We start from the raw sequence: 22,549 nt of genomic DNA, 5'->3' as shown, positions 1-22,549 counted from the left end.
AACAAATACACCTCTTATCCATGAAACCACTTCTATTCAGCCTCCTGATGGGCTGGGCCGTCGGCGCGGCCGCCCAGGCACCCCAACCAGGCTTCGGGCGGAAGCACAAAACCGGCCTGCCTACCCCCGGTCTGGCCCAGCGCCTGAACGCCGGCGTCGCACCCGTTCCCCAGTCCGGCGTCAATGCCCGGGTAGCCGCCGGCCTGTCGAACGCCCGTCTGAACAGCCGGCCGCTTCGCCTTCGGATCGTCCGGGATACGGCCTCTCAACTACCGGTTTATATCGAAAACCGCACCCCCATCCGGCCCGGAGCCGGCAAAGGCGCCCGCATCAACGGAACGGCTTCCGCCTTCGCCTTTCTGAATCAGGTGAAAGGCATCCTGAAAATCGACCGCCCGGAAGAGCAGTTTACCATTACCCGGACGGAAACCGACGCCCTCGGCCAGACCCACATCCGGATGGCGCAGGTCCATCAGGGCGTACCGGTCTACGGCAGTGAGCTGATCGCGCACCTGACCGAAGGTACCGTGACGCTGCTCAACGGGCAATACCGCCCCCTGAAAAACACGGTTTCCACCCAACCCCGCCTGACGGTCGGGGATGCGGCTTCGCTGGCGCTGAAAGACGTCGGCAGGGAATCGGTGGTGCGGACGTTCGGAGAAAACCTGCTGAAAATGAAGTCGTCGGAAGGAGAGTTGTGCCTCTATCCCGTCGGCCGGGAGGTGAAGCTGGCCTACCGCATGACCATCCGCCCGAATATGATCGAACGCTGGCAGTACGTCATCGACGCCCAGACCGGCGCGGTTCTGGATAAGTACAACCACACCTGCGGGGTCGACGGCGTCGTGAAAGCGACCGGCAAGGACCTGAACGGCGTCAGCCGATCCTTCCAGACGCTGCAGGACGGCAAGGAATACTTCATGATCGACCTCTCGCGGCCCATGTTCGACGAGCAGGCCACCATCAAGGCGAAGCAGCTGGTCGGGGCGCTGGTGACACTCGATGCCGACAATACCTACGGCGATAAGTGGAAAGTGAAGAACATCGTTTCGACCAGCAATACCAACTGGAAACCGACCGCCATTTCGGCCCATTACAATGCCGGGCTGGCCTACGAATACTTCCTGAAAGTTCACAAGCGGAACTCCCTGAACGGCAAGGGCGGCACGATCACTTCCATCATCAACATCGTCAACGAGGACGGTACCGGCATGGACAACGCCTACTGGAACGGGCAGTATATGGGCTACGGAAACGGCAACAAGCTCTGTAAACCGCTGGCGGGCGGCCTCGACGTGGCCGGTCACGAAATGACGCACGGGGTGGTCGAGAACTCGGCCAACCTGGAGTACAAGGAGCAGTCGGGTGCCCTCAACGAGTCGTTTGCCGATATTTTCGGCACCATGCTCGACCGCGACGACTGGATGATGGGCGAGGACATCGTTCTCAAAAGCCAGTATCCGGGCGGGGCCATGCGGAATTTCGCCAACCCGAACCAGGCCGGTGAAGGAACCCGCGGCTACCAGCCGAAACACATGTCGCAGTTCATCGTGACGACCGAAGACAATGGCGGGGTCCACCGCAACAGCGGTATTCCGAACCATGCCTATTACCAGTTCGCCACCAAAATCGGCAAGGAGAAAGCCGAGCAGATTTACTACCGGGCGCTGACCAATTACCTGACCCGTTCGTCCAAGTTTCTGGACCTGCGGCTGGCGGTGATCCGGGCGGCCGGTGATCTCTACGGCGCTACCAGCAACGAAGTGACGGCGGCCAAACAGGCCTTCGACGCCGTCGGCATCGTGGAAACCAACCAGCAGCCCGACGACCCGAAAGACAACCTGCCCACCAACAACGGCCAGGATATGATTCTGCTGTACGGCGTGGGTGACGAGAAACTGTATACCGTTCCCTTCGGCTCCGAAAAGTTCGAAGCGAAGGTGAAGGTGCAGCTCAAACACCGCCCAAGCATCACCGACGACGGCAAGGTGGCCTATTACGTGTCGGCCGACAAGCGAATCCGGGCCGTCAACCTGACCGGTACCCCAAAGGAAGTAATCGTTTCCGACGAACCGATCTGGGACAACGTCGCCATCTCCAAGGACGGCACCAAACTGGCCGCCCTGACCGCCGAGCAGGACACCTCGATCTGGGTCTACAGCTACGACCTGAAGAAGTGGATGCGGTACGGCCTGTATAACCCCACTACCGCGGAGGGCGTCACGACCGGCGATGTCGTCTATGCCGATTCCTTCGAGTGGGATTATTCGGGCGAATATATCATCTACGACGCCTACAACCGGCTCAACAACCTCGACGGCGAAGCGAACGACTACTGGGACGTGGGCTTCATCCGGGTGTGGGACAAGGCGAAGAAGACCTTCGGCAAGGGGCAGATCGAAAAGCTGTATAACGGTTTGCCGGAAGGGGTGAGCATCGGAAACCCGTCGTTCTCCAAAAACTCCCCCGACGTGCTGACCTTCGACTATTACGACGCCACGGAGGAATCCTATCTGATTCTGGCGGCCGACCTGAAGGAAGGCAAGCTGATGGACGTGGTGATCAACAATACCCTCGGTTTTCCGGGCTACTCGCGTCTGGACAACAAGCTCATCTTCAATACCATCAGCGAAGACGAGATCGAACAGGTGGCGGTAATCGACCTGGAAGCGGACAAGATCAGCCCGAAAAGCGATCCGGAAGTAGTCTATGATAATGCCAAGTGGGCAGTCTGGTACGGGAACGGCGTCCGGCTGGAGGCCCAGAAAACCGCCCAGACGATCACCTTCAACGAGATTCCGGACCGCTACGCCGGCGACGGGTCGTTCACGCTGACGGCCACGGCCAGCTCCAAGCTGCCGGTGACCTTCCAGATCGTTTCCGGGCCGGCCACGCTGAACGGCAGCCGGGTAACGCCCCAGGGGCCGGGCGTGGTGACGATCCGGGCAACGCAGGCCGGGAACGACGAGTTTGCGGCCGCCACGCCGGTGGAGCGCAAATTCAGCCTGCTGGCCATCACCGGCATCAGCAACGAACCGACTTGGGTCGACGGGGTGAAGACCTACCCGAACCCGGTCGTCAGCTCCCTGACGGTGGAAATCTCCGAATCCGAGCGGCTGGAATCCCTCTCGCTTACCTCGGCCTCCGGGGCCACCGTGCTGCGGCAATCGTTCGCTACGCCGACCCACCGCGATACGCTCGACCTGAGCCGCCTTTCGCCGGGCATGTATGTGCTGGAAATCCGGACGCCGAAGGGAGTTACCCACAAAAAGATTCTGAAGCAGCAGTAAGCCGCCGGACACGAAAGCCGGGTAGCGGAGAGGTTCATCCTCAACCCGTTATCCGGCTTTTACTATTTTTATACTTCCGTTTCTAAATAGTAAATGTTTGTCCTTCAACTGCTTCGTAGGTTTGAGGGAACACGCTGCCTGCTTCTTTCAGAAAACCTTCGGTCGTTTTGTAACGGGAGGAAAAATGCCCGATCAACAGGCGGCCGACGCCGGCTTTTTCGGCAATGGCGGCCGCCTGCCGGGCCGTCGTGTGGTAAACTTCGCCGGCTCTTCCGGCCAGATCATCCAGAAAGGTGGCTTCGTGATACAGCAGATCGACGCCCCGGATCTGGTCGATGATCTGCTCGTTGTAGCGGGTATCGGAGCAGAAAGCGTAGGCGCGGGGGGCGGGGGCGGGCAGGCTGTATTCCCCGGCGCTGTAAAGAACCCGGCCCGACTCGCTCACCACGTCTTTCCCTTCCTTCAGTTGTTTCAGGTAGGAAAATGGCAGGTCGGAGGGGAGCCGTTCCCGGAGCAGTTTGCGCTTCCGTGGTTTTTCCCGGAACAGATACCCGGTGCAGTCGATGCGGTGCTGGAGCGGGATGGACTCCACCGTCAGGCTGGGGTGATCGAGCAGCAGGGCGGGATGGTGGGGGTCGGTTTCGGTAAAATGAATCGGGTAGTTCAGGCGGGTATCGGAATACCGGAACTGGACGGTCATGATGTCCATCAGCCCCCGCGGGCCGAACAGCCAGAGGTCGTCGGTCCGGCCGGCCAGGTTCAGGCTCGACAGCAGGGGCACCAGTCCGAAATAATGGTCGCCGTGGAGGTGGCTGATGAAGATGTATTTCAGCCGGCTGGGCCGGAAATGATGCTCCATGAGCCGGTACTGCGTCCCTTCTCCGCAATCGACCAGAAAATAATCACCTTCGTGGGAAATGAGCTGGGCGGTCGGGTGTCGGCCCGGAACCGGGGTGGCCGACCCGCTGCCGAGAATCGTCAGGTTGAATGTCATATTTTTCGTAAACTTGCCGCTGTTCCGTACTGTTTGCCAAACTCAAAATTACTTGCATGAACCAGACCCTGATCCGGGAGATCGCCAAAATGATCGACCATTCGCTGCTCCATCCCACCATGACCGATGCCGAATTACGCGAAGGGTGCGAACTGGCGAAGAAATACGATGTCGCATCGGTATGCATCAAACCGTATGCCGTTTCGATGGCGGCCGAACTGCTGGCCGGAAGTGAGGTTCTGGTCGGGACGGTGATCGGGTTCCCGCACGGAAACAGCAGCGTGGCCGTTAAGGTGGCCGAGACCATCCAGGCCTGCCGCGACGGGGCCGTTGAAATCGACATGGTCGTCAACATCGGCAAGGTGCTGGGCAACGACTGGGACTATGTAACCGACGAGATCCGGGCCGTGAAGGAAGCCTGCCGGGACAATGGCGCCATTCTGAAAGTCATCTTCGAAAACGACTTCCTGCCGGAAGATTCCTATAAAATCCGCCTTTGCGAAATCTGCACCCAGGTAGGGGCCGAGTTCGTCAAAACCTCCACCGGTTACGGCTTCGTGAAGGGCGCCGACGGCAAATACGGCTACGAAGGAGCCACCGAACCCGACCTGCGGCTGATGCTCGCCCATGTCGGTCCGGGCGTGCAGGTAAAAGCCGCCGGCGGGGTCCGGACGCTGGACGGCCTGCTGAAGGTGAAGCAGATGGGCGTTAGCCGCCTGGGTGCCAGCGCCACAGCCGCCATCATGGAGGATGCCTACCGTCGCTTCGGAGCGGTAGCCGCCGATGTCCCTGCTGCGGAGGTGAAAGAAACTAAAGGATATTAAGGTTTGACCACCCCCGGCCCCTCCTCATTAAGGAGGGGTGGCTTCGCAGGGACTGGAAAGTGGCAGCGCACTCCCCCTCCTTGATGAGGAGGGGGTCGGGGGGTGGTTTCCCACCGCCGGTTTCGTACCTGTTTAATCATTTATTCCGTTCCTGACTCATTTTATAGACCATGCTTGATTTAGGTTTCGTCAGTGCGATTCTGGGCGATTTCGACCTGGAATACGTGCTGAAGTTTGCGGCTGAACACCGCTTTAAATGCGTGGAAGTCATGTGCTGGCCCACCGATCATTCCGATAACCGCCGGTATGCGGGCGTCACCCACATCGACGTGGATCATTTGGACGTGGCCCGCATCCAGGAACTGACCCGCCAATACGGTATTTACATCTCCGGCCTGGGGTATTATCCCAACCCGCTCGACCCGGATGCGGAGAAGGCCGAATTTTACCGGGAACACCTCAAAAAGGTGATTCGGGCGGCTTCGAAGCTAAGCGTCCCGGTGGTCAACACCTTCATCGGCCGCACACCCTCGCTCAGTATGACCGAGAACCTGAAACTCTATGCCGAACACTGGCCGGCCCTCATCAAAGTCGCCGAGGAGGAAAACGTGAAGGTCGGGATCGAAAACTGCCCCATGTGGTTTACGAACGACGAGTGGCCCGGCGGCAAGAACCTCGCCACCACCCCCGCCGTCTGGGACCGGATGTTTGAGATCATTCCGTCGCCGATCCTGGGCCTCAACTACGACCCTTCGCACCTGATCTTCCAGATGATGGATGAAGTGCGGCCCATTTACGACTACAAAGACCGGCTGCACCACATTCACCTGAAGGATGTGAAAGTCTACCGCGACAAGCTGAACCGCGTCGGCATCATGGCCAACCCGCTGGAATACCACTCGCCGAAGCTGCCCGGTCTGGGCGACGTGCGCTGGCGGGATTTCTTCGCGGCCCTGACCGACGTCCGCTACCGGGGGCCGGTGTGCATCGAGGTCGAAGACAAGGCCTTCGAGGGCAGCCCCGAAGACGTTCAGACGGCCATCCTGACGGCCCGGAATTACCTCAATCAGTTTGTCTGATCCGGTTTTCTCTTTGTTATGACGAAATACAGGGCGGTCCTCATCGGTGGGGGCAGTATTGCCGACAAAAACCATATCCCGGCGCTGAAACAGCTTTCCGAACGGGTCGACATCGTGGCGGTTTGCAGCCGCGACGGCGGAAAGGCCCGCGCACTGGCCGACCGGCACGGCATCCCGCACGCCTTTTCCGATGCGGAGGAGATGTTCCGGACCGTCGGGCCGGACGTGATGGTCAACTGCACGCCCAACAACCTGCATTATCCGTTCACGACGATGGCGCTGGAATACGGCTGCCATGTCCTCTGCGAGAAGCCGCCTGCGATCAGCGCCCACGAGGCCCGCGACATGGCGGATCGGGCAAAAAGCCGGGGCCGGGTGCTGGCCTACAATCTCCAGTTGCGGCAGGCCGCCGAATGGGCGCTGCTGATGCGGTGTCGGGAAGAAGGCCGTCTGGGGGAAATCTACCATATCAAGGCCCATTTTCTGCGTCGGCGGGGAATACCGGGCTGGGGATATTTCACCGACCGGGCCGTGCAGGGTGGTGGTTCGCTGATGGACCTCGGCGTCCATGTTCTGGACCTGGCGCTCTGCGCGATGGACTACGCGCAGCCCGACCGGATTCTGGCGAATGCCTACGACTTTATCGGAAAAACCGGGGGGAAGGGTCTGATGGGGAGCTGGGACCCGACGAAATTCGGGGTGGAGGATGCCTGCATGGCCTACCTTTCCTTTCCAAACAATGCCTCCATCATGCTTTCGACCTCGTTTGCCCTGAACACCCAGGCCGACCGCGACCGGAATCTGGAGGTTTTCGGCAGTCGGGGAGGAGCGCGGCTATTTCCCTTCGTGCTTCATGCCGAACTCGCCGGTGAACTGGCCGACGTGCATTTCCCGTATCTGGAGGAAGAAGATATTCAGCTGAAAAATACCGCGGCTTTTCTGGACGCCTGCGACGGCAAACCGTCCAATGTCTGCACGGCGGAGGAAGGGGCCATTCTCCAGGCGGTCGTGGAGCAGATTTATCAGGCCGCCGGGAGATAATGAAACCGGGCAGGGTTCGGCCGAACCCTGCCCGGTTTCGGTTCAATAATCGTTGGAGTTGCTGCTACCACCTTCGAAGCCCTCGTAGGCATCGTCGTCTTCACTGCGGAAATCGTTTTCCAGTTCATTCATGAAGATGGCGTCGACGGCTTCCTCCACGGTGGGCAGGATGGTCAGGTCGGTGAGTTTGGATTCGTCCAGGAAATCGATCACCTCCTCGTTTTTGGTGACCAGCACGAACAGCCCCTCCTCACTGATGCAATGCCGGTTGATTTTCCGGATCACCGACACCCCGCCGGCGTCGACCTCGTCGGTGGCATTGAAGTCGACGATGATGTTGCTGTAGCCTTCCCGGAAAAGGTTTCGGCTCAGGGTTTCGAACGTCGTCGGGACTTCCCCGCCGAACACCGATTCGTTGAGCGTGATCAACGCGTACTGTTCATTCTTTTCAATGGCGTAATTCATACCGATTGGCTATTATTGATAATTGACCGTCAGCGAACGGCGGATGTTTTCTTCAATTCGGCCGGGAATGTCTTCCGTTTCGGCCCGGACGAACGCCTGCCCCGTTACGGTTTCGTACAGTTCCACGTAACGGTCGGAAATCTGGCGGATCCATTCGTCGCTCATTTCCGGAACCGTCTGGCCTTCCTTGCCCTGAAAATGGTTGGCAATCAGCCACTCCCGCACGAATTCCTTCGACAGTTGCTTCTGCTGAAGACCCTGACGCAGGTTTTCCTCATACGATTCGAGGTAGAAATACCGGGACGAGTCCGGGGTGTGGACCTCGTCGATCAGGTAGATGACCCCGTCCAGATTTCCGAATTCGTATTTCGTATCGACCAGAATCAGCCCCCGTTCGGCCGCCATTTCGGTGCCGCGCCGGAACAGCGCCCGGGCGTATTCCTCCAGTTGAAGATACTCGTTTTCGGGTACGATCCCTCGTTCCAGAATCGCTTCCCGGGAAATATCTTCGTCGTGGCCCTCGTGGGCTTTGGTAGTCGGCGTGATGATCGGTTCGGGCAGGCGGTCGTTCTCCCGCAGTCCTTCGGGCAGCGAAACCCCGCAGAGAGTCCGGTGGCCCGCCCGGTACTGGCGCCAGGCGTGTCCGGCCAGGTAGCCCCGCACCACCATTTCGACCGCATAGGGGCGGCACCGCAGTCCGACGCTAACGTTCGGGTCCGGAACGTCCAGCAGCCAGTTGGGCACGAGGTCGGCCGTGGCTTTCAGGAAGTGCGCGGCCGTCTGGTTCAGCACCTGGCCTTTGAACGGAATGGGTCGCGGCAGCACGACGTCGAAGGCCGAAATCCGGTCGCTGGCAACCATCACCAGGCGGTCTTCAAAAGGGTAAACGTCGCGGACCTTGCCCCGGTAGAACCCGGTTTGCCCGTCGAAATGGAAGTTGGTTTCTTTTAAAGCCTGCACGTTTTATGGGTTTACATTCACAACTTTTCAATCACGAGGGCCGACGCTCCGCCACCGCCGTGACAGATGCCGACGGCCCCGATTTTGCCGTTTTCCTGCGCCAGGACGTTAGTCAGGGTGGTCACGATGCGGGCGCCGGAAGCCCCCAGCGGGTGCCCCATCGACACCGCTCCGCCGAAGACGTTCAGCTTTTCCTCCGGTATTTCCAGCAGCTGCCCGCATACGATCGGTACGACCGCGAACGCTTCGTTGATCTCGAAGAAATCGACCTGATCGGCCCGGACGTCGGCCCGCTTCAGGGCGGCCGGAATCGCCAGCACCGGCGAGGTCGGGAAATGCGCCGGGATCTGCTCGGCGTCGGCATAACCCAGAATCCGGGCCAGCGGTTTAAGCCCCAGCTCGTCGGCTTTCTTCCGGCTCATCACCACCAGGGCCGACGCGCCGTCGCTGAGGTTGGACGCATTGGCCGCCGTGACGGTTCCGTCGGGCATGAAGGACGGTTTCAGATTTGGTATCTTTTCGAAGTCCACTTTCCGGAATTCCTCGTCCTCGGCGACGGTCCGGGTAATTTTTCCCTCCTTCACTTCGACCGGAACGATTTCGGCGCCGAACCGGCCGTTGTCGGTATTTTCCGCCGATCGACGGTAGGACCGCATGGCGTATTCGTCCTGGGCTTCCCGGCTGACGTTGTAGGTTTTGGCCGTCAGGTCGGCGTAGATGCCCATGGCACAGTGATCGAACGGGTCGAGCAGACCGTCTTTGGCCAGCCCGTCGATCAGTTCCCCGTTGCCGTACCGGTATCCGAAACGGGCTTTTGAAATATAATAGGGGGCATTGGACATACTTTCCATGCCGCCGGCCACGACAACGTCGGCCTGACCGAGCTGGATCGCCTGGGCCGCGAACATGATGGCTTTCGTGCCCGAGGCACACACTTTATTGACCGTCGTACAGCGAACGCTGGTAGGCAGGCCGGCTTTCAGGGTGGCCTGCCGGGCCGGTGCCTGGCCGAGGTTGGCCGACACCACGTTCCCCATAATCACTTCTTCCACCTCTTCCGGCCGGATGCCCGCCCGCTGGACGGCCGCCCGGATGGCCGCAGCACCCAGTTCGGTCGCCGACAGAGCCGCCAGGGTTCCGCCGAAACTGCCGATCGGGGTACGTACCGCCGAAACTATGACTACTTCATTCATGATCAAGGAGTTGTCTTGGTTTGTTGATGACTGGTCCGAAAGCCGGACCGGCAACCGGTTTCCCCGGCTACCACTTTCCGAAATCGCGCCCCGCCGATGCGGACGATTTCGGTTTTCGCTGGTGTATATACTGAACCTCGTTGTCGTGCATCGAGTTCAGGATGTTCAGGACCTGTTCTTCCGACAGGTTGAGCGACCGCAGACGCCGGAGCAGCTCATCCCGCCGGTCGCTGTTTTCCAGTTCATTACCGCCCTGCGGTTCCGCGTTCCGGTCGACCTCCGATTCGGTTTCGGCGGCCCGGGTTCTGGGTTTGACTTTGCGGCCCGCGGTCGGTGGGGTTTGGCCCGAATAGGTTTTCCGGATCAGCTCGTAATTGAACTGGGCCGCCTGATCGTTCGGGCGGGCGTCGAGCGCCTTCCGGAAATAGGTCAGGGCCGTGGCCGAATCCCCTTTCAGGACCGCAATGACACCCAGCTGCACAGCGGCCGTTGCCGCCAGATCGGCCCGCCGGACCTGGGCCACCTGCTCATAATATCTCCGGGCCTGGTCTAACTGCCGCAGGTGAAAATACGAATGGGCCAGATTCAGCCGGGCCGACGGCTCTACAAACAGGGACGAACGGACCAGCGCACCGTACTGTTCGGCCGCCTTTTCGTAGGCCCCGGAGCGGTAGGCTTTCATGGCCTCCATTCGGGCGATGTTGTTTCGGGCGATCTTGTCGAAAGACCGGTTGTCCCAGAGCCAGAGCAGAACCGACAGAATCAGATAGGTCATGCAGGGGTGATGATACCGGTGCAAAAATACGGATTCTTCTCCAGATTTCGGAGGCTGCCTACAGGCGAAAGGTGCGCACCGCCACGACGAGGTCGATGGCGATCAGGGCCAGGGCGGCCAGCAGGAAATAATAATACTTATTGGTCGTCACGGCCAGCTTCCGCTGGTCGATCAGGCGGTTTTCCAGCCCGTCGATGGCCTGCGCCAGCGGGTCCAGCGTGCCTGAGGCCGCGTTCAGTTCGAGGTAGGCCCCGCCGGCCGACTGCGCCAGTCGGCGGAGGTAATCGCGGTTCAGTCGAGTGCGGGCCAAATCGCCCTGTTCATCGCGGAGGTTACCCTGCGCCGTCGGGATGATGCTGCCCCGTTCGGTGCCTACGCCCACCACGAAGAGGGAGATGCCGTAAGTGCGGAGCCGTTCGGGAAGGCCGTTTTCGCAGTCGCCGAAATCTTCGCCGTCGGTCAGCACCACCACGACCCTGGTCTGGTTGGGTGCGGAGGTTTCGGCCAGCTGTTTGCGGAGGGCCAGCTGGAGAACCGAGCAGAGGTTGGTGCCGGATTCGGGCACCAGGCGGGTCGTCAGCGACTTGATGAAGGTGGCATAGGCCGCCCGGTCGGCGGTCAAAGGGGCATGGACATAGGCGTCGGTGGAGAAGACCAGCAGTCCGAAGCGGTTGCCCGGCAGCGACTCGACCAGCCGGTTCAGTTCAAACTTGACCTTTTCGAGCCGGGTGGGGGCGATGTCGGTCGCATCCATCGACTTCGACAGGTCGACGGCGATGTAGATGTCTTTCCCTTCGGCCACGAGTTCCTTTTCGGCTTCCCCGAAGGAGGGGCCGAGCAGGGCGATGAGCAGGAAGGTGAGGTAGCCGGTACGGAGGAAGAACTTCGGGATGGTGGCCCAGGCGGAGGTGCCCAGCTGCCTGGCCACGCGGAACGTCCGGAAGAAATAGAGGGCGTAGAGCAGCAGGAAGACGGCGATGAAGACGTATTCGGTCCGGGTCAGGCTGAAATTCCAGGTCATGAAAGCGGCAAATATCCGGCTGATAACGAGCAGAATGCCGTTTTGGGGCCGGTTGGCACAGGCTGCGAAGTTATAAGAAATGAAAAGATTTCAAGTCGGGATTTTGGCGAAACGGACGAAATTGCTCTATATTTGTGTCCCCATTGCGGAAGCGGAGTGGGGAAAACGGAGAGGTGCCTGAGTGGCCGAAAGGAGCAGTTTGCTAAACTGTCGTACCCCTAAAGGGTACCGCGGGTTCGAATCCCGCCCTCTCCGCGAGGTTTTGGAGATCCTGTTTCCGGAACTCCTCCGGGGTGTAGCGCAGTCCGGTTAGCGTACCTGGTTTGGGACCAGGTGGTCGCAGGTTCGAATCCTGCCACCCCGACCTGAAAAACCGTCTAAATCACACGATTTTGACGGTTTTTTTGTGCCTGTCGCTATGTTGGCAATTCTGAATACAAATTTTAGTGATTGCCATTCTTTAATATCCTTTATCGCCACTTTTTCCTATATTTTCTATTCATATTGTTGAACCCGTTTGGCTGCTGGTAGGTTTAAGCCCGACGGCGCTTGCCTGTATCTCCAGTTCGATTCTCTGCCAGAAGTATTTTGAAGGAAATAGGGATTAGTAGTTAAGTGAAGTGCTCTTTTTCAGTGTTTGGAAACCAACCTCTCCAGAATGCCGGTACCTGATAAATGACTGCTCAGCGTTTCCGGATTCAGATCATCTGCGGTCAGATCATACTGGGCCATGAAGGCAAACAGGGACTGTTCAAAACTGATCCCCATGAGCTTATTCTTCTGGGCCTTCTGATAGAACTCCTGAAACAGGAAAAGATCCACGGTTTTGTTGAACATCCTCACCTCAGCATCATTCAGCAGGATACGGCTCCGGGTGTGGTGAGCTTCGAGGATCTGGAGGTGAACGGTATCGGTGAGGGGTTTGGGCGTTCGACCGTAGGAACGCATTTTAACTTTTTCCGTCTGGACCATTGCCCAGACATAGAAAAGCAGGAGATCATGCTGTGGCGTTAGTACCATTCCGGATGGATAGCGGAGATTCAAGTACTTGCGATTCCGGCAATGAGCCGGAATCGCAAGCATTACTGGTGTTGCGAAGGTCATACGGTGGGGCAAATCTGAAAACTTGGAAATAATAAATTTAGTTTTTATTTTGTCAAGGTCATTAAGGAAATTGATTGTTTTAATGGTTATTTTAATTAATTCCTATTTTTTTATTTCAAATAACAAGAGGTTACCAACTGAGTTTTAAATATACATCTCTATTAATTTGAAATAGAGTTTCAGGCAAAAAAGAATTTGCAAAAGTGAAGTGTTGACCTAAAATCCATATTGAGAGTTTGTTTATTGACTTTATTGGAAATCTGTTGGATCATTTTTGCTCCTTGTTAAAAGCTTGTTTTTCTTGTAGTGTTTTATTTAAATGCCTAATATAAAGCAAATAAACTTGTAAAAATTTAATATGGTAATCAAGATGTCTAATAAAAAGATTGTTTGCATCATAAATATGAAAGGCGGTGTTGGTAAAACAACCCTTGCTGTAAATATTTCATATACATTAGCAAAACACTTTAATAAACGTGTTTTGCTTATTGATATGGACCCACAAATGAATTCTACCCAATATTGTTTATCTGATAACAATGTAGAAGATATTCTTAATCATCCTAGAAAATCCATTTATGGGGTTTTTGAGCCTGAACTTCCTTCAGTAGTTAAAGCGGAATCAACTGAAAAGCCAATAGAAACACAAGCATTTTCTGTAATAGAAAATTTGGATATAATTCCATCCCATTTAAATATAATGAGAGCAAACATTGGCGAGAGTCCATTGAAATTGAAGAATTATATTAATGAAAACAAGCTTTATGAGAAATATGACATATTGATAATTGATGCTCCGCCAACAATTTCTGGTTATATAAAAGCTGCGTTACTTTCCTCTACATATTATTTGGTGCCAATGAAAATTGATTTCTTATCACTTTTTGGGTTACCAATGTTGCAGACATATATAAATGACTTGTCAAGGGAATATGAAAGTCATATAATCTTTACTGGAATAATTTTAACACAGAAACATCCTACTCATACAAGGATTTATAGCTCTTTAAAGTCAAGAATTGAGCAAAATCCTGACTGGCAAAGGAATCTTTTTCAAAACGAGATGTTGTATAGAGCAGCAATCGCAAACTCACTTTCTCCTGAAAGCGGAACAAAATTTATATATGAGCTAGGAGGAGATATACAGGATCAGTTGGTTAATATTGCCGCAGAGCTAATTCAAAAAATCAGACTTTAAAATGAAAAATAGCACAAAAGAATTAATATATACACTCTTGGACATCCTAGATGTTTTAAAAAGGAGTAATTATATTCTTTCAGGCAATTCCAATGCCATAAATGAAGCAAAGAGTGAGTTGTTCGCATTAATTAATGATGGAAACAAACTATCGTATAATGTTATTCATGAATTAATTGGAACAATACCAGCGATCCTAATAGACAAAAATAAGTTTCCATCAAATGGAGATATTGTTAAATTTGCGGAAATGACATTAAATATAAAAGTTCCATATTGGGAGAAGAAAAAAAGAGAAGAGATTATTGGCAGGATTGTTTACGTTATCGCAGAAGAGAAACCAAAAGAATTAAGTAAGTTTATTATTCCCTGGGAAGAATTTAACTCAATTAAATTATCTGAAAGTAAAAAAGATAAAGTTGTAAAAAACTTTGTTGATACATGGCTTGAATTTTTTGAAAATTACAATAAGCAATGATAGACCAAATAATTGAAGGACCCAAAAAAGAAATTGTTGAATTCCTGAATAGTAAATACAATTTAAAGGTAGATACTATACTCGGATCTAATAATTTTCTGAATTCCTCAATAATGAGTTTAATTTCTTTAAAGTTTTGGGATGAGGCATTCAAATATGATTCAAAGGTTTACTTTGACGAAATAGTATCGAATTTTAACCAAATGACGATTCTTGCTCTACTCGGGTTCAAAGTGCCTGCTCTAATACTTTTAAGGAGGTGCCTTGAAAATATTGTGGTCTTTATCTACTATAAAGACCACCCTGTGGAATTCTTGAAAAAAGAGATGGATGTTTCTAAAAGAAATTTTGATAAAGTTGAGGATCTTTTGAATTATATAAATGATTTCCCCTATAATGCTTTTTTAAACGATATAGATTTAAACCAACTTAAATTCCTAATTCAAGATTTAAAAAAAGATTGGCAAGAAAATTATAAACTACTATCCAATTACGTTCATAGTAGCAATACAAAATATCTTGATTTGCATTCGTTCCTTTCTGATATTGCAACTAATGTGCAGTTATTGGATGAAGTATTAGGTTTTTCTAAGTCTATTATCTCGTATATTCATGCTATTTGTTTAATCTTTTTTCAAACTGAGTATTCGACGTTAAATCCAATGGCGAAAACAATGATTAGAAACTCTATTACAACAGAATCGTATAAAAGAAAGCTTATAACGTGTTTTGGTGAAATTTAATTTCTGAAAGTAACCTTTATAATGCCAAAAAGGTTTAGTACTTTAAATTTAGTATGATTTATATTTTTAATATAGGGTTGTTCAAAGTTGCTAAAGAATGAAAGGGGTGGTGATCCGCTTCAGTTTGCCGTTTTCTACCCATTTACGGAAGTCTTCCAGTGCCACATCATACGTGGCTTCCGTGTCAGTATTTAGCAGCTGGACCTGGGTAGCTTTCCACCGTTTGTTTGGCTCCCAGCCGAACAGACACACCACAATGATCAGCCGCCATCCCCATCCACCCACCGGGACCACCGGTGAACCGTAACCTGCCTTCCGGTTTGAACTTTTTGAAGACTATGATTTTCCTGCATAAAAATTCACTTTGAAAATCAGGAGGGTGTTTTCTACTACACTACTACAATTGTGCAAATACCTGAAGGTGACAAGGTTAAGCGAAAAGTTTTGTAGTAAAAGTGTAGTAGCCAAAAAACAAAAACTACAGAAAAACACTTTTACTACACTTCTACTACACACAATAGATTGATTATTAATTACTTAACCTGTTTTGTAGTCGTGTAGTAACTTTTTCGCTGATTTTTTTCATTTCTACGCATTATTTCGGCTTCTCCTGCCCTCTAAATTGATCCCGTATTTTTCTTTTAATCGGTCGTAACTCATTGCGCAACAGCCCTGGCGTGGTATGGTTGATTGTGTGCTATTTCCTTCTGAATCATGCCGAAAGCGGATGGCCTTTTTCATGGAATCCCAATCAGGCATTTCTTCGAAGGCAGCTATTTCCGTCTGGATGGTATCCTTTTCTGTGGGTGCTTCCATGTATTGCTTTTTCCCCAAAACGCCATAGCTTCATTAGAAAAACCGCCTGCTTCCGGCAGTGACCGGACAACAGCCGGTATCCGATAAATAAGTAGATCGCATGGAAACGCGCCGGGAAGTGCTCCTGCCGGTCTCGCCCGAGACGGCCCGACGGCGGCTGGCTGCGGCCTTTGCGGCCCCGCTGGTGGTTCAGCGGGGCAGTCTCTTTCTGGCAAAGATCGTCTGTACGGGCCGGATCGAGGGGGATGACCTGTGGCTCCAGTACGTCGAGCAGGGCCGGGCCCGGGTTTATATCGATCTGACCGGCCATCTGGAGGAGGCTCCCGGCGGGGTGAGGGTCACGATGACCATTTCGTCGGATAGTGCCTCCCACATTCTGGTTTACCTGCCCCTGGCCGCGTTAACGCTTTATTTTTTATTAAACAGTGTTAAGCCCGGCCATACCGCCGGGGCTGTCGTTCCGTTTCTTTTTCTCTTTCTGCTGGTCGGCCTATTTACTTACCTGATGCGGAAGCTGGTCTCCGCGTTCTCTTCGGTGCGGATCTCGGCCGTGGAACGCGTACTGGTGAACATCATTACGGGTACAATCCCTGAACGGGCATCCTGACCCGACCGGCCCGGCAAAAACCGTCCCATTCCCTTAATTCTCCCAACAATCCGCCCCCCGCCCGGTTGAGACCGTGAAGCCTGTTCACTAAAACACGACACGGTATGAATCGATTCGTCAAATATTACGCTCCGCAGTCGGGCGGGGGAAACAGTTCGAAGAACCAGAAGGAAGAAGGCAAGGCGGGCAAGGACGGCAGCCACCAGCGCACCACCAAAAAAACGACCGAAAAGCCCGACGCGGACAGCAAGAACACGAAAAAGAACGCCAACAGCGTCGACTGATCCGGGAATTTTCAACCCTCATTCCCGCAGCCGGGCCCAGCGGGTCGCCCAGTCGAGCAGGACGGCGCTGCGCCATTTCTGCACCGTCCGGGCGCCCTGCTGAATGCCGAGGAACAGCGCAGGGTCGGCCCGGTCGGTGTACCAGTGAGGGCCCAGCCGGTAATCATCCGGTCCCGGTCGGCCAGGCCAGACGTTGTTCACGACCAGTTGCCCGGATTGCTCCGGAAAGCCGGGGATTTCCGAGCGAATCCGGTAGGTCAGCACCTCGGTCTGTTTGGGGGCATACCGGATGACGTAGCGCCCCTTCCCCAGAGAATAACCCGGCCAGGTCTGCTCCCCGGCCCGGGATTGCACGGCCATCGTAAAACAGGCGGAATCCGGCGGCAGGTCGACCTCCGGGCCGTTGAAGTGAAACTCAACCACGGAATACACCGGCACGGTATCGGCCGTCGTGGTGGTCCGGTGATAGACCCGGCGCGGACTGTGTCGGAACGGTTCGAAACTGCCGCCCCAGCTTTCCCGGGCGGGGTCGTTCGGGTTCCCGTGCATCACATACAGCAGGGACGGTGTGTCGCCCATCTTGATGCTGCCCTGGTAATACTTTCCGAAATCCCTGCCCATAAAGCCGGCATCCCGGATATAGCGATCATAATAATTTCGGTTACTCAGGCTGTCCGGCGCCCCGGCATCGGCAAAGAAACCCTGGTAGGAGCCGTTTGCTTCGATCAGCCACAGGTCCGGGAAGTTTTCAACAATATAGGCATAGCTATTGACGCTCCATTTTTTGTTCGGCCCGCCGATCCAGTACACCCGGATTCGACTGCGGATGTCGGGAGCGTCGTGCAGAGCCTGGGCCAGATCGTCGAGGCCGCCCCAGACCAGCACCCAGAGCGGCTGCCGGCTTTCTTTGCGGGCACACCGGACGATCCATTCCGAGCCCTCGGTCGGGGCGGTATAGCCTTTGAGGGGAGCCGGACCGTGGCGGCCCTGTTTACAGACCGCCTTCAGTGCCTCCGGGCTGGGGTAGTCCTTCCGTTGGCGGCTCAGTCGGGGAAGGTCCTTCTTGTAGAGGTCGATCATTTCCAGGATCTTCTCCCGCGAACCGTTGCCGTAGGAGGGGGAGGAGACAAGGCCCTCGGCCCGGAACCGGTCGGCATACATCAGGAAATGAATCATCGACTGGTTGTCGTCCGGGTCGGTACCGCCAAGATCGGTGCTGATCAGGATGCGGGGTTTTTTCTCCGAAGCAGGCGGGGCAAAGCCGGTGAAGGAAAACAGTCCCCAGAAGATCCATAAAAGCCCTATTTTCATATGCCTGCCTTAAGTTTGCGGGTTCCGTCGTCGTCAAAAGGATACTTGCCCTCCGAAATACTGGGTTGCTGAACGGCTCCTTTCGACAATAAAATCAACTATTGCGCTTTTTCAGGAAAGTAATTGTCGGAAAAGGAAAGAAGAGTATATTGCTGACAGATAAACCATTATACCGATAAATTCTGCCAATCTTCCCAATGAGACACAGGAAACGCAATGCACCCCTTCGGTTTACCGTACTCCGGCGGTTCTTCCGGGACGTTTTCACCGGAATTATCAAAGCTGATTTTGTCTGAACCATGCACTCCTTACCGATTACCCGCCGTTTTCTGAAAAATCCCCTGATCGGGGTCGCCATCCTGCTGGTCGGCGTTGCCTTTTTTGAAGCCCTGACGTGGCTGTTTTCCTTCGAGAAAAAGATGGCGATTATGCAATCGTTCGGGGGCGCAGGCAGTTATTTCGGGATACTCATGCGGGGCGCCGTGCTTCCGGAGATCGTAACCCTGCTGATCGTCCTGATGCTGATCAACCTCGTTCACCAGGGCCTGGCCCTCCGGTCCGTCCGGCTAACTCCCGGAGGCATCGGGCTGTACGAGCTGACGTTTCTGCCCGTCCTGCTGCTGGCGTTTCCGGTGTTCAACCCCTTTACCCAGACCGTCCGTTACCTGCTGGTCGAATTCCCGGACTACGACTTCAATGCTTTCTATACTACCCACCTGGTCGAGACGTTCACCTGGCGGATTTACTTTCTGTATCTCCTGCCGGTTCTAATCTACGGCTACGGGGCGCTGAACATTTCGCTGGTCAAAGACCTTCTGAGCGCCCGGGCGGGCGGCCGGACAACCGTTGCCTAAATCCTTTATTCCCAGCCGTATGTCCCTTCGTATATTCGGCTGCTCAACCGGATGCCGTCTCGCGGGGCCGGGATCCTTTTTGCGCAATATGACCGTCCCATCCAGGCCACGGTCTGCCCTATTTTTTGCGGAAAGAACGCCGAACACCAGGTTCTGCCCTGATCTCTATGCCTTCACTCTTCCGGTTCCTGTTTTGCTTTCTCCTTGTTGCCGGTCCGGAAGCCGCTTCGGTCCTGGCCCAGACCGGTGTTGCTCAGGAAACGGTAAACCGGCAGCTGGAACGGGCGGAGCAACTCACTTCCTCCCAGCCCGAACAGGCGCTGAAGGCTGCCCAAACCGCCCTGACGCTGGCACGGAAGCATCACCTTACCTTATCGGAAGGAAAAGCTTACCAACGGCTGGCCCGGCTCTACGCCGACCGGGGTGACAACGCCGGTGCGCTCGCTGTCGCCAAAGCCGGGCTTTCAATTTTCCACAGGCTGGGCGAGCAGCGGTACCTTTGCCGCGCCTACATGGCCGTGGGCGTCATCAACCGTTACATGAAACTGTACGATGCGAGCATCGAGGCCAACCAGCAGGCCCTGAAAATCGCGGAAGCGCGGCAGGACACGGCCCTGCTCGGGGCCATTTACGGCAACCTGGGCAACGTATACTTCGACAAAAAAGATTACGACCGGTCCCTGCAGGCGGGTCTGAAGGCGTTGAACATCCAGACGGCCCGGCGGGATGAGCAGGCGATAGGCAACACGTTTCATAACCTGGCCAGGATTTACCGCATTCGGAAGGAGTTCGGCAAGGCGCGGAAGTTCTACAACCAGTCGCTGGCCATCGACCTGAAAAACGACAATCAGCTGAACATCGGCGGTTCCTATGCGGACCTGGCGCTGCTTTACAGGGACATGGGCGATTTTCCGCAGGCGCTGCAGTATTCGCAGCGGGCGCTGGTCATCGCCGAACGAATCCGGTCCAAAAGTCTTCAGCAGCTGGTTCTGTCCAATTTGCCCCTGATTTACGGCGTGCTGGGCAAACCCAGGGAAGCCGTGATCGCCCAACGCCAGTACCAGCTCCTGACCGACAGTCTGCAGTCTGCGGAATTGTCCCGGCAGATTGCCGACCTCCAGGCGCGATACCAGGGCGAACAGAAAGACCGTGAACTGCGTGTGCAGAACCTTCGCCTGCAGGCCCAGCAGGCGTCGCTAAGCCAGCACCGGACGCTGATCGTCACCCTGATCGCCTTCGTACTGCTGGGCGCTTTGATCGGCTATCTGCTTTTCAATCGGTATAAACTCCGGCAGCGCAACCTGAAGCTTTCCCTGGAAAACGAACAATACCGGCTTTCGCAAAGCCTGCAACTCCGGCAGGAAATAGACGAAACCATCCACTACTTCGCCACCTCGCTGTACGGCAAAAATACGGTGGACGAAATTCTGTGGGATGTGGCTAAAAACTGCATAGCCCGGCTGGGCTTTGTCGATTGCGTCATCTACCTGCTCAACGAAGACCGGACGGCCCTGGTGCAGAAAGCCGCCTACGGGAACAAGAACCCGGAGGCCTATTCCATCCTCAACCCGCTGGTCATTCCGCTCGGCGAGGGCATCGTGGGAAGCGTCGCCCGGACGGGCCAACCGGAAATTGTAACGGACACCACCCAGGACCCGCGTTATGTCGTCGACGACGAGGTGCGATCCGCTGAACTGGCCGTTCCGCTGCTGCTCCAGAACCAGGTCATTGGGGTTATCGACTCGGAACACCCCGAAAAAGGGTTCTTCAAAGAGCATCATCAGGAAGCCCTGCAAACCATTGCGGCCATCTGCAGCAGCAAAATTGCCCAGGCGCTGGCTGAAGAAGAGGCTAAAAAGGCCAGAATCCTGCAAATCGAAGCGGATTACATCAAACAGCTGGACCGGGTGAAGTCCCGGTTTTTCGCCAACATTTCGCACGAGTTCCGGACCCCCCTTCAGCTTATTCTGGCTCCGCTCCAGAAACGGGAAGCCATCAGTCCGGAAGAAACCCACATGATGGAGCGGAACGCCAACCGACTGCTGCGGCTGGTGAACCAGCTGCTCGATCTGGCCCGGGCCGAAATGGGGATGCTGACCATGAACCGGCAGCCGGGCCACCTGATCGGCTTTCTCCGGCAGACCGCCCAGTACTTTCAGCCCATGGCCGCCGGCAAGCAGCTGCATTACCGGATCGATCTGCCCGAGACCGAGTGGGTAGCGGCTTTCGACCGCGATAAGCTCGAAAAGATCGTGTACAACCTGCTGGCCAACGCCGTCAAGTTTACCCCGGCGGGCGGAGAGGTCACCCTGCGGGCGGAGGTAGACCCCGCGACCGGTCTTCGGCTCGTCGTCAGCGACACGGGCATCGGCATTCCCGAATCGCTGCAAACCCGCATCTTTGACCGCTTTTACCAGATCGATCCCTCCCAAACGCGGGCTTTCGAGGGTACCGGTCTGGGGCTGGCCCTGACCAAAGAACTGGTCGAACTGGGCAACGGCTCGATTCAGGTGATAAGCCGGCCCGCAATGGGCAGTACGTTTGAGGTCCGGCTGCCGCTGGAAGCCGCGGCAGCGCCGGACGCCGACGGAGTGACCCCGGTCGTTTCCCCAACGCCCCCCGGCATCGCCTTGACGGCCTCCGATCCGGTGGCGGAAGAGGAACGGGCCGAAGCCGGCGGGGAGGACAAACCCACGCTGCTGCTGGTGGAAGACCACCCCGAACTGAACGATTACCTCCGCGGGCAACTCTCCGGCCGCTTCCGGGTCGTGCAGGCCAAGCGGGGCGACGAAGGGCTGGAAATGGCCCGCCGGGTGGTTCCGGACCTGATCATTTCTGATGTGATGATGCCGGTGATGGACGGTTTTTCGATGACCCGCCACCTGAAAGCAGACGACCTTACCAGCCACATTCCGGTGATCCTGCTGACAGCCAAAGACGATGTCGAGTCCCGGAAAGAAGGGTTTGGGGGCGGGGCCGAGCAGTATCTGGCCAAGCCGTTTGCCCTCGACGAACTGGTGGCCCGCATCGACGGCATGCTCACCCAGCGGGACCTCCTGCGCCGGAAATACAGTCGGGAGGTGCTGCTGCAACCTTCCGGAACACCCCTCCGCGACCGCGAAGCCGAGTTTCTGGAAAAAACCGTCCGCATCATCGACGAACACATCGCCGACGAAGCCTTCAGCGTGGAAGGGCTTCAGCGGGAAATGGGCATGAGCCGGATGCAGCTGCACCGGAAGCTGAAAGCGCTCACCGACCAGTCGGCCTCCGATTTCATCCGCTACATCCGGCTGCAGCGGGCCGCCGACCTCCTGCAGCAACCCGGCATCCCGATTGCCGAGGCCGCTTACCTCTCCGGTTTCCAGCATCTTTCCTATTTCTCCCGTTGCTTTAAGGAGCAGTTCGGAATGCTGCCCTCCGAATTTGCGAAACAAAAAGCCGAAAGCTCTTCGGATGCCTTTTTGTAAATAATTGATTAGTAGCGGCTTTTTGCGAGTAATCGCTTCGTGTTA

20 protein-coding genes and 2 tRNA genes are annotated in these 22,549 nt (G+C 55.3%); 13 read left to right on the top strand and 9 right to left on the bottom strand.

Annotated features, from left to right (window positions below):
* The first annotated feature begins 20 nt into the window (after positions 1 to 20).
* On the top strand, positions 21 to 3,290 hold the full coding sequence (locus DX909_RS11295; protein WP_128545279.1) for a M4 family metallopeptidase: 3,270 nt from the start codon (positions 21 to 23) through the stop codon (positions 3,288 to 3,290).
* A gap of 82 nt (positions 3,291 to 3,372) precedes the next feature.
* Here the strand turns inward: DX909_RS11295 and DX909_RS11290 are convergent, their stop codons facing one another.
* A complete protein-coding gene (locus tag DX909_RS11290; protein ID WP_128545278.1) occupies positions 3,373 to 4,284 on the bottom strand; it encodes a ribonuclease Z in 912 nt (303 codons plus the stop codon).
* A gap of 56 nt (positions 4,285 to 4,340) precedes the next feature.
* On the opposite strand from DX909_RS11290, the gene deoC reads away from it, so the two are divergent.
* From deoC to DX909_RS11275, 3 genes are all read left to right on the top strand, one after another.
* Positions 4,341 to 5,108, top strand: coding sequence for a deoxyribose-phosphate aldolase (gene deoC, locus DX909_RS11285; RefSeq protein ID WP_128545277.1), 768 nt, complete (start codon positions 4,341 to 4,343; stop codon positions 5,106 to 5,108).
* Positions 5,109 to 5,278: 170 nt separating this feature from the next.
* Entirely contained in the window at positions 5,279 to 6,187 is a 909-nt protein-coding gene (locus DX909_RS11280; RefSeq protein ID WP_128545276.1) for a sugar phosphate isomerase/epimerase family protein, read from the top strand.
* 18 nt (positions 6,188 to 6,205) lie between these two features.
* The gene (locus DX909_RS11275) at positions 6,206 to 7,228 is read left to right on the top strand and encodes a Gfo/Idh/MocA family protein (RefSeq protein WP_128545275.1); all 1,023 of its coding nucleotides are present in this window, start codon (positions 6,206 to 6,208) and stop codon (positions 7,226 to 7,228) included.
* A 42-nt stretch (positions 7,229 to 7,270) separates the two neighbouring features.
* On the opposite strand, the gene DX909_RS11270 is transcribed toward DX909_RS11275, so the two are convergent.
* The 5 genes from DX909_RS11270 to DX909_RS11250 form a co-directional block, all read right to left on the bottom strand.
* Entirely contained in the window at positions 7,271 to 7,693 is a 423-nt protein-coding gene (locus DX909_RS11270) for an STAS domain-containing protein (protein ID WP_128545274.1), read from the bottom strand.
* 12 nt (positions 7,694 to 7,705) lie between these two features.
* Positions 7,706 to 8,653 (bottom strand): phosphoribosylaminoimidazolesuccinocarboxamide synthase, encoded by a 948-nt coding sequence (locus DX909_RS11265; protein ID WP_128545273.1) that lies wholly within the window; start codon positions 8,651 to 8,653, stop codon positions 7,706 to 7,708.
* Between the two features lie 17 nt (positions 8,654 to 8,670).
* A complete protein-coding gene (locus DX909_RS11260) occupies positions 8,671 to 9,846 on the bottom strand; it encodes an acetyl-CoA C-acyltransferase (RefSeq protein WP_128545272.1) in 1,176 nt (391 codons plus the stop codon).
* Positions 9,847 to 9,913: 67 nt separating this feature from the next.
* Positions 9,914 to 10,621 carry a tetratricopeptide repeat protein gene (locus DX909_RS11255; protein WP_128545271.1) on the bottom strand — a complete coding sequence of 236 codons (708 nt, stop codon included), beginning with the start codon at positions 10,619 to 10,621 and terminating at the stop codon, positions 9,914 to 9,916.
* A 58-nt stretch (positions 10,622 to 10,679) separates the two neighbouring features.
* On the bottom strand, positions 10,680 to 11,642 hold the full coding sequence (locus DX909_RS11250; protein WP_128545270.1) for a vWA domain-containing protein: 963 nt from the start codon (positions 11,640 to 11,642) through the stop codon (positions 10,680 to 10,682).
* Between the two features lie 167 nt (positions 11,643 to 11,809).
* On the opposite strand from DX909_RS11250, the gene DX909_RS11245 reads away from it, so the two are divergent.
* Positions 11,810 to 11,897 (top strand) — tRNA-Ser (locus DX909_RS11245).
* A 34-nt stretch (positions 11,898 to 11,931) separates the two neighbouring features.
* Positions 11,932 to 12,006, top strand: a tRNA-Pro gene (locus tag DX909_RS11240).
* Positions 12,007 to 12,272: 266 nt separating this feature from the next.
* On the opposite strand, the gene DX909_RS11235 is transcribed toward DX909_RS11240, so the two are convergent.
* Entirely contained in the window at positions 12,273 to 12,662 is a 390-nt protein-coding gene (locus DX909_RS11235; RefSeq protein ID WP_128545269.1) for a hypothetical protein, read from the bottom strand.
* Between the two features lie 454 nt (positions 12,663 to 13,116).
* Here DX909_RS11235 and DX909_RS11230 point away from each other — a divergent pair, with 454 nt between their 5' ends.
* Genes DX909_RS11230 through DX909_RS11220 form a run of 3 tightly spaced genes read left to right on the top strand, consistent with a single transcriptional unit; the run spans position 13,117 to position 15,165 of the window.
* Complete coding sequence (locus DX909_RS11230; RefSeq protein WP_164851260.1) at positions 13,117 to 13,944, top strand: ParA family protein; 828 nt, start codon at positions 13,117 to 13,119, stop codon at positions 13,942 to 13,944.
* 1 nt (position 13,945) lies between these two features.
* Positions 13,946 to 14,422, top strand: a complete 477-nt coding sequence (locus tag DX909_RS11225; RefSeq protein ID WP_128545267.1) for a hypothetical protein — start codon at positions 13,946 to 13,948, stop codon at positions 14,420 to 14,422.
* The gene (locus tag DX909_RS11220) at positions 14,419 to 15,165 is read left to right on the top strand and encodes a hypothetical protein (RefSeq protein WP_128545266.1); all 747 of its coding nucleotides are present in this window, start codon (positions 14,419 to 14,421) and stop codon (positions 15,163 to 15,165) included. Before DX909_RS11225 ends, DX909_RS11220 begins: the two co-directional genes overlap by 4 nt.
* 588 nt (positions 15,166 to 15,753) lie before the next feature.
* On the opposite strand, the gene DX909_RS11215 is transcribed toward DX909_RS11220, so the two are convergent.
* Positions 15,754 to 15,981, bottom strand: coding sequence for a hypothetical protein (locus DX909_RS11215; RefSeq protein WP_128545265.1), 228 nt, complete (start codon positions 15,979 to 15,981; stop codon positions 15,754 to 15,756).
* Between the two features lie 100 nt (positions 15,982 to 16,081).
* On the opposite strand from DX909_RS11215, the gene DX909_RS11210 reads away from it, so the two are divergent.
* On the top strand, positions 16,082 to 16,588 hold the full coding sequence (locus DX909_RS11210; protein ID WP_128545264.1) for a hypothetical protein: 507 nt from the start codon (positions 16,082 to 16,084) through the stop codon (positions 16,586 to 16,588).
* A 104-nt stretch (positions 16,589 to 16,692) separates the two neighbouring features.
* On the top strand, positions 16,693 to 16,872 hold the full coding sequence (locus tag DX909_RS11205; RefSeq protein ID WP_128545263.1) for a hypothetical protein: 180 nt from the start codon (positions 16,693 to 16,695) through the stop codon (positions 16,870 to 16,872).
* Positions 16,873 to 16,890: 18 nt separating this feature from the next.
* On the opposite strand, the gene DX909_RS11200 is transcribed toward DX909_RS11205, so the two are convergent.
* Complete coding sequence (locus tag DX909_RS11200) at positions 16,891 to 18,183, bottom strand: nucleoside hydrolase-like domain-containing protein (RefSeq protein WP_128545262.1); 1,293 nt, start codon at positions 18,181 to 18,183, stop codon at positions 16,891 to 16,893.
* A 299-nt stretch (positions 18,184 to 18,482) separates the two neighbouring features.
* Here DX909_RS11200 and DX909_RS11195 point away from each other — a divergent pair, with 299 nt between their 5' ends.
* Positions 18,483 to 19,037, top strand: coding sequence for a hypothetical protein (locus tag DX909_RS11195; RefSeq protein ID WP_128545261.1), 555 nt, complete (start codon positions 18,483 to 18,485; stop codon positions 19,035 to 19,037).
* A gap of 167 nt (positions 19,038 to 19,204) precedes the next feature.
* Positions 19,205 to 22,504, top strand: coding sequence for an ATP-binding protein (locus DX909_RS11190; protein ID WP_128545260.1), 3,300 nt, complete (start codon positions 19,205 to 19,207; stop codon positions 22,502 to 22,504).
* The last annotated feature ends 45 nt before the right edge of the window (positions 22,505 to 22,549 follow it).

It is taken from the genome of Larkinella soli, from assembly GCF_003703975.1.
In the GTDB taxonomy this organism is placed as follows: domain Bacteria; phylum Bacteroidota; class Bacteroidia; order Cytophagales; family Spirosomataceae; genus Larkinella; species Larkinella soli.
Note: the sequence above shows the minus strand (reverse complement) of the source record. Positions and strands in the feature narration are given on the sequence as shown.